Below are 1960 nucleotides of genomic sequence, written 5' to 3' on the forward strand. Positions count from 1 at the left end.
ACAGCCCTTGGGCCGCCCGGTCGAGCCGGACGTGAACATAACATACGCCAGCGAGTCCGCCGACACGGACGGCAGTTCCCCTTCGGCGCCGGTCAACTCCCCTCCGGTCAGTACGAGTTCGGTGCCGCTGTCGGCCATGATCTGCCGGATGCGCTCCTCGGGGAGCGCCGTGTTGACGGGCACGTACAGCGCTCCCCGAGGAGCGCATCCGGGGCCTGAGACTGGCCGAGATCGGCGGGCGGCCCCAGAGCGACGAGCTGGAGGAGCACATGGCCGACGTGCTCGCCACCGGCCTCGCCAAGGACGTACAGACCTACACGCGCACCGGGGGCGAGGAGCACGCGCACGCCTGGCTGGCCAGGCTCGCGCCGGTCACCGACGAGGAGGGGCGGGTCCTCGGCGTCGCCCTGTCGGCCCACGACTTCACCGAGAACTACCTCGCCCGGGAACGGCTGCAACTGGTCAACGAAGCGAGCGTCCGGATCGGTTCCACGCTCGACGTCACTCGTACGGCTCAGGAGCTGGCGGACGTCTGTGTGCCCGCGCTCGCCGACTTCGTGAGCGTCGACCTGCTGGACCCGCCGGACGGCCCGGAACTCCCGGCCCCGCCCGCGTCGCCGACGCCGCTGCGGCGGGCCGCGCACCAGTCCGTGAACCCGGGCAGCCCGGAGGCGGTGGCCAAGCCCGGCGAGGTCCAGACGTACCCGCCGGGCTCGCCGCAGGCGGACTCGCTGGCGGCGGGGCGCACGATCGTCGCGACCGTCCCCGGCGGGGAGCTGGACCAGTGGCTGGCCTGGGACGCGGCGCGCGGCGCGCGCGTGCGGGAGGTCGGCATCCACTCGGTCATGTCGGTGCCCCTGCGCGCGCGGGGGGCGACCCTCGGCGTGGCGGTGCTGACCCGGTTCCGCCGCCCCGACCCGTTCACCCCGGACGACGTGCTGCTCGCCGAGGAGGTCACCGCGCGGGCCGCCGTCTGCGTCGACAACGCCCGCCGCTACTCGCGCGAGCGCGACACCGCGATCGCCCTCCAGCGCAGCCTCCTGCCGCGCTCCCTGCCCCGTACAGCCGCCCTCGACGCCGCCTCCCGCTACCTCCCGGCCGCGCGCGCGGGCGTGGGCGGCGACTGGTTCGACGTGATCCCCCTGTCGGGCACGCGGGTCGCGATGGTCGTCGGGGACGTCGTCGGGCACGGCATCCAGGCGTCCGCGACGATGGGACGCCTGCGTACCGCCGTCCGCACCCTCGCCGACATCGACCTGACGCCCGACGAGCTGCTCACCCACCTCGACGACCTCGTCGTACGGCTCTCCGAGGAGGCCGGCAGCGAGGGGAGCCCCGGGGAGGTCGGGGCGACGTGCCTGTACGCGGTGTACGACCCGGTGGCGCGGCGGTGCACGATGGCGCGCGCCGGGCATCCGCCGCCCGTGGTGGTGGTGCCGGGCGGGCGTCCGCGCCGGGTGGACCTGCCGGCCGGTCCGCCGCTCGGGCTCGGCGGGCTGCCGTTCGAGTCGGCCGAGATCCAGCTCGCCGAGGGCAGCGTCCTCGCGCTGTACACGGACGGCCTGATCGAGTCCCGCGCGCGGGACGTCGATTCCGGGTTCCGCGCGCTGTGCGAGGCGCTCGACGGGTACGCCGACTCCCTCGACGAGACCTGTGACCGCGTCCTGCACGCGCTGCTCCCGCCGGGCGGCTCCGCCGACGACGTGGCGCTGCTCCTCGCGCGCACGCGCGCGTTGCCCGCCGACCACATCGCGACCTGGGACGTCCCCGCCGACCCCGCCCTCGTCGCGAGCGTGCGCAAACAGGTCGCCGAGCGGCTCGTCGCCTGGGGCATCGACATGGTGTCCTTCACGGCGGAACTCGTGGTCAGCGAGCTGGTCACCAACGCGATCCGGTACGGCTCGCACCCGATCCGGCTGCGGCTGATCCACGACGCGGCGACGCTGATCTGCGAGGTGTC

At 74.6% G+C, this 1960-nt stretch carries 1 protein-coding gene and 1 pseudogene; one reads left to right on the forward strand and one right to left on the reverse strand.

Features of this window, described 5'->3' with window-relative positions:
• Positions 1-183 (reverse strand): AMP-binding protein (locus AOK24_RS41300; protein ID WP_055725034.1); only part of this gene is annotated, 183 nt, incomplete at its 3' end.
• A gap of 8 nt (positions 184-191) precedes the next feature.
• Here AOK24_RS41300 and AOK24_RS41305 point away from each other — a divergent pair.
• A pseudogene (locus AOK24_RS41305) lies at positions 192-1960 on the forward strand (SpoIIE family protein phosphatase); the annotation flags it as partial.

The sequence above is a fragment of the Streptomyces niveiscabiei genome, from assembly GCF_001419795.1.
Taxonomy (GTDB): domain Bacteria; phylum Actinomycetota; class Actinomycetes; order Streptomycetales; family Streptomycetaceae; genus Streptomyces; species Streptomyces niveiscabiei.